The organism is Prosthecobacter sp. (assembly GCF_044373815.1).
Lineage (GTDB): Bacteria > Verrucomicrobiota > Verrucomicrobiia > Verrucomicrobiales > Verrucomicrobiaceae > Prosthecobacter.
Window position 1 is genome coordinate 1 of sequence record NZ_JBIPNG010000453.1, and the last position, 5,372, is coordinate 5,372.

General features: G+C 58.3%; 6 protein-coding genes and 2 pseudogenes. 5 read left to right on the plus strand and 3 right to left on the minus strand.

Annotation, left to right across the window (positions count from 1 at the left end):
* From ACIREA_RS25760 to ACIREA_RS25775, 4 genes and pseudogenes are all read left to right on the plus strand, one after another.
* Positions 1–371, plus strand: a pseudogene (locus tag ACIREA_RS25760) (oxidoreductase); the annotation flags it as partial.
* A complete protein-coding gene (locus ACIREA_RS25765) occupies positions 368–1,177 on the plus strand; it encodes an HpcH/HpaI aldolase/citrate lyase family protein (protein WP_397385191.1) in 810 nt (269 codons plus the stop codon). The pseudogene ACIREA_RS25760 and the gene ACIREA_RS25765, both read left to right, overlap by 4 nt.
* Before the next feature lie 5 nt (positions 1,178–1,182).
* Entirely contained in the window at positions 1,183–1,584 is a 402-nt protein-coding gene (locus ACIREA_RS25770) for a hypothetical protein (RefSeq protein WP_397385192.1), read from the plus strand.
* Position 1,585: 1 nt separating this feature from the next.
* Complete coding sequence (locus ACIREA_RS25775; protein ID WP_397385193.1) at positions 1,586–2,362, plus strand: SDR family oxidoreductase; 777 nt, start codon at positions 1,586–1,588, stop codon at positions 2,360–2,362.
* Here ACIREA_RS25775 and ACIREA_RS25780 read toward each other — a convergent pair whose 3' ends face one another.
* Genes ACIREA_RS25780 through ACIREA_RS25790 form a run of 3 tightly spaced genes read right to left on the minus strand, consistent with a single transcriptional unit; the run spans position 2,363 to position 4,363 of the window.
* Positions 2,363–3,322 (minus strand): Kelch repeat-containing protein, encoded by a 960-nt coding sequence (locus ACIREA_RS25780; protein WP_397385194.1) that lies wholly within the window; start codon positions 3,320–3,322, stop codon positions 2,363–2,365.
* A complete protein-coding gene (locus tag ACIREA_RS25785) occupies positions 3,303–3,854 on the minus strand; it encodes a hypothetical protein (protein ID WP_397385195.1) in 552 nt (183 codons plus the stop codon). The genes ACIREA_RS25780 and ACIREA_RS25785 overlap by 20 nt, the downstream gene beginning before the upstream one ends.
* Entirely contained in the window at positions 3,851–4,363 is a 513-nt protein-coding gene (locus ACIREA_RS25790) for a hypothetical protein (RefSeq protein WP_397385196.1), read from the minus strand. Before ACIREA_RS25790 ends, ACIREA_RS25785 begins: the two co-directional genes overlap by 4 nt.
* Before the next feature lie 129 nt (positions 4,364–4,492).
* On the opposite strand from ACIREA_RS25790, the pseudogene ACIREA_RS25795 reads away from it, so the two are divergent.
* A pseudogene (locus ACIREA_RS25795) lies at positions 4,493–5,372 on the plus strand (hypothetical protein); the annotation flags it as partial.

The window sequence follows — 5,372 nt, forward strand, 5'->3', positions numbered from 1 at the left end:
TGGAGCCGCTGCTGGGGCCGGGTTTCCTGACCGTGCAGGCGCTGAGCGATGCGGGAGGTGATGTGATGCACCTGACGCATCGCAGTGGCGTGCGGGTGACGATTGGCGCGCTGCATGATGCGTATGGCAGCTTTGGTGCGGTGCATCTCTATGGCACGCAGGGGCAGCTGCCGCTGCGACTCACGGATACTTACAATGCTTTCCGCGGGCAGTTGGTGGCGTTCATCGACATGCTGCAAACGGGCGCGCGTCCCCTGCCCTTTGACGAAACCGTGGAACTGATGGCGGTCATCATTGCTGGACGGCGCAGCCGCGAGCAGAATGGGGCGGTCATCCACATTGCCGACATCCTTTCCGAAACACATTCATGAAACTCCGCCCCTCCCGCATCCTTCGAGAAATTCGCGCTGGTCAAAACAGCACGGTCATCAAACTGAACATGGGGGATCCCCGCATCGTGGAGCTGGCGGGACTTGCCGGAGCGAGTGCGGTGTGGCTATGCAACGAGCATGTGCCGAACAGCTGGCTCAATCTGGAGCATCAGGTGCGTGCGGCGAAGCTGTATGACATGGACACCATCGTTCGCGTGAACAAGGGCGGCTACAGCGAGTACGTGAAGCCTTTTGAGTGTGATGCGACGGGCATCATGGTGCCGCATGTGACCAGTGCTGACGAGGCGCGCAATGTGGTGGACATGGTGCGCTGCCGCCCGCTGGGCAGCAAGGCGCTGGATGCTGGCAACATGGACGGGTTGTTTTGCCAGGTGCCGCTGGCGGAGTACGCGCAGCACTGCAACACGGAGAAGTTTGTGATTTTGCAAATCGAAAGCCCCGAGGCGCTGGAGGTGGTGGAAGAAATCGCGGCGGTGCCGGGTTTTGACATGCTGCTGTTTGGCGCGGGAGATTTCAGCCACCGCATTGGCAAGCTGGGGCAAGCCACGCATCCGGAAGTGGTGGCTGCGCGCAAGCGTGTGGCGGCGGCGGCGCTGAAATACGGCAAGTATCCTGCGGTGGCGTCGCTCTATGGGCAGAAAGAGGAGGTCTTGGCGGAAGGAACGCGGGTCTTCACGCTGGGTGCGGATGTGCTGGAACTGGGGAATGCGTTCAAGAAGCTGGTGGGTGACTTCGGCGGGGCGGGCTCCGCGACGGGCAGTGATTCGATTTACCAATCCAAGTAAGCGCTATGAATTACGCCCAGATTCGCGGACATCCGCCTGATTTTGAAGTGGCGTATCGTTTCTTCACTTCGGAAGAAGGCGGCAGGTTGTCTGGACCACCAGGACAGCATTATCGTTGCGATTGGGCCTACTCTGGTGACGACATTCAAAGAGATGGAATCTTCATGATTCATCCAGAGTTTTTAACAGCTGAGGGTGAAGTAGATAACGAGGAACATCCTGTTGCGTTGCAAGGCACTGCCACCATGTGGATTTTAATTCCTGAAATGAGAAATGAAGTTCACCAAAAAAGAATCAAACCGGGCATTCAAGGTTACTTCATGGAAGGCAACAAGCGTGTAGCCGAAGCGACAGTGACAAAGATTATCGCCCTGAATTCGAATCCCATCACTTCATCCAAGAAATAACATGTCATCTTCTCTCTTCTCTCTTCAAGGCAAAACGATTCTACTCACTGGAGGTGCTGGACTTTATGGCCGTGGTCTTGCGGCTATGCTGGCACAGACGGGGGCGACGCTGATCCTGGCTTCACGTGATGTGGCGAAGCTGCAGGTGGTGGCGGAGGAGGAGACGGCGAAGGGTAACTGCGTCTTTGCGGAGTCGCTGGATCAGGGGGATGAAGGTTCTGTGGTGGCGCTGCATGAGCGCGTGACTGCGCAGCATGGTCCGCTGCACGGACTGGTGAACAATGCGGTGCTGCGCCCGATGAAGGGGGCGAATGGCGCGGCGGAGCAGTTTGCGGAATCTATGCGCGTGAATGCGACGGGTGTGATGCTCATGCATCGGCACTTTGGCATGACGATGGCGGAAGCGGGACGCGGCAGCATCGTGAACATTGGGAGCATTCAGGGGATGATCGGCCCGAGCTACGAGCTGTACACGGGCACTAACATGGGTGACATGCCGCCGGATTATTTCTTTCATAAGGGAGGCATGGAGAACCTCACGCGCTTTTATGCTGCGCTCTACGGGCCGCAGGGAGTGCGCGTGAACAACCTTGCGCCGGGGGGCTTTTTCAATAACCAGCCCGAGCCGTTTTTGCAGAGGTACTGCGAGCACACCATGCTCGGGCGCATGGCGGATGAGACGGATCTGGGTGGTGCGGTGATCTTTCTGCTGAGTGATGCATCGAGGTACATCACGGGGGTAAATCTGCCGGTGGATGGCGGGTATACGGCGAAGTAGTTACTTCAGGAGTTCTGCCAAGGGGATGCGGAAGAATTTGTCGGTGCGGGACTTCTGCTTGTCTTCGCCGCCGAGGCAGTAGATGAAGCTGTCGAGTTTTATGAGGCCGACCATGGCGGCGTAGGGCAGAGGTTTGGCTTTGGTGGAGGTGTTGGACTTTACGTCGTAGATGAAAGCATCGGCGGTGAAATCAGTGGTGTAGCCACCGGCGAGGTAGATGTGCTGGTCATCGAGAGCGATGGCGGTGAGGCCGCGATTGGGCACGGCGAGGGGCTGCAGTTTTCGCCATGAGTTATTTGCGGGTGAGAATGCGTAGGCTTCCACGGAGTTTGATGGAGCCTTGGCGGAAGCGTCGTAGTTCATGCCGCCGAAGATGAAGAGTTCGGAACCCACCACTGCGGAGGCGGCGACGGCAAAGGGTTGGCCGGGATAGTCGGCCAGTTTGGTGACCTGCCAACTGCCTTTGATCCATTCCACGGCATGCACGGAGCGCTGAACACCGGCGATGTTTGCCGCGTCATCGGTACCGCCGACAAGGACATGTTTGCCGTTCACCGTTCCCCCGGCAGCAAGGATCACCGAGGCGGGCAGTGCGGAGAGCTGAACACTGGTCTTTTCTCCTTCAATGACCGAAAGTGCTTTCAGTGTTTGCTTGCCGTCTGTTCCACCGAGATATGCGAACGTGGTGTCATTTTGAAGGTTGGTTCCATAGGCCACGGGGCTGCTCAATTCACGGAGCTTCGTCCACTTTCCTGCGGCTGGGTCAAATTCGTGAATGGCGCTTAGCCAGTTTTTCTTACCTCCCTCCCAGTTGGTGCCGCCGATGATTACGATCTTGCCATTTTTCACGCCGGAAAGGAAGCCGCCGTTGGGCTCGGGGAGCGGGGGCAGCGGCTGCCAGTCGGCGGCGTGTGCAGCGCATGCGAGGAATGCCACCACGCTAAACAGTCGTTTTGTCATCGGGATCGGTTGCGCGTGCATAGTGGTCGGTGTGGGGTGATTTCCAGTCGGGACGCAGGCGGACATCGTCTTTGCCCGCGAGTTTACCGGGCTGGCTTGGAGGCGTGGTATCTGCGGCCCGGCGCATCTCCCACCAGCACTGGCCGCAGTGGTTGTGCTCGTGATCGATGACGAAGCCGGCCTTTTGCATCAGGGGACCGATCCAGCCCATGCAGTGGTCGCAGTAGTCGGTGTACTGATTGAGGCCGTTGCGCAGGAGAAAGCCCTTGGAGGGGCATTCGTGCATGTCGATGCGGAAGACGTCGTCGGTGACGGTGCGCTCGTAAACCGCGCCTTCGTCCGCGAGCGTGGGGCCCCAGTATTCCTTCATGCCTTCGATGCCTTTTGCTTCGATGAGTTTTGAGGCGTGGAGCTGGGAGTCCTGATGGATGGCCTCGTCCCAGTAGGCACGCACCAGATCATGACCTCCCTGCGCACGGAGCCATTCGAAGGTCCACTCGTAGTGCCCGCAGAAGTCGTAACAACCGATCATGATGCTGTGGCGATGTCCTCCAGGTTTTGCGGAGCGGCTTCCGCTGTTTGTTTGATGAAGCGCTGGGTGCAGGTGCCGTTGCCACCGCAGATGCGAACGGTCAGGCCGGCAGGCTCTGCGATGGCTTCGCTGACAAAGTAACAGTGCTGGCAGAAATTGGGGACGATGGCGCGGTCGTGCTCGCGCAGATGATGGATGGCGGGGCAGCGTTTGACTTCGAGCTGCACTTCATCGGCGGATTCGATGACCTCGACCTCGGCTCCTGGCTCAGCCTGAAAGAAGGCGCGCCAGTAGTCTGCCACGCCGCGCATCCCCTGCTCCGCCCATTTAAGCGCCACGGGGCGGTAGTAGCCAGCGCCGATGTCGCGCCAGTATTTTTTCAATGCGTCTTCACCGTGATGCCGCTGGATGAAGCGAAAGGTGGCATTGGTGGCGAAATAGAAATCTGCATGGCCCACCGGCTTGGTGTCGGTGTAGGGCAGCTGTGAAGGCGTCTCGGCGTCTGACATGAGGGTAGACTGGCGGGGGTCATTCATACGATGGGACCATTCCAGTTTCTTGTTTAATCGGCTGGTTCTAAAAACAAACCAGCAAACAATGGCCTCGCAAATCGTTCCATCCACGATCATCGCTTCCACATGACGCACTTCTCCTGGCTCGATTATACCATCTTTGGCGGCTACCTCGCGGCATCAGTCGGCGTTGGCTTGTTCTCGGCACGCGGGTCCAAATCACTCGGGGACTACTTCCTGGCCGGGCGCGGGATGAACAGCATTCTGGTGGCGATGTCGATTCTGGCGGCGTTGTTTTCAGGAATCAGCTATCTTGCAGGTCCGGCGGATGTGTACAAGAACGGCTTTGCGTTTGCCTACATCGTGCTGGCGTTCTTCATCGCCACGCCCTTCACGGCGATTTACATGCTGCCGAAGTTTTATCAGTCGCGGTTCTTCACCGCGTATCAGTTTCTTGAAGAGCGCTTTTCACTGTCCGTGCGGCTTCTTGCTTCCGGATTGTTTATCTTCCGTGTCGCGCTCTGGCTGGCCGCTGCCACATATGCTCCAGCACTGGCGCTGGAAAAAGTCACCGGCATGCCGCTGTGGATCACGATTCTTGCGACGGGCACGCTGACCACGCTTTACACCGCTCTCGGCGGCATGCGCGCGGTCATATGGACGGATGTGATGCAGCTGATCGTGCTCTTTGGCGGGCAGCTGATCATTGTGTTTGTGGCGATTGGCAAAATCCCCGGTGGTCTCGGTGGCGTGTGGGACACTGCGATGGCGGATGGGCGCATGGATTTGAGTCTTTCCTTCAGCCTGTCTGAGCGCGTGAATATCTGGGCCGTGCTGCTGGCCGGTGCCTTCCTGCATCTGGTGCAGATGGCCACGGACCAGGTCTCTGTGCAGCGCTACCTGACCGCTGGCAGTTTGCAGGAAGCGAAGCGATCGCTGTGGATCAAACTCTGGCTGATCCTGCCGGTGCTTGTGCTGTTTTACGGCACAGGGCTGGTGCTCTACG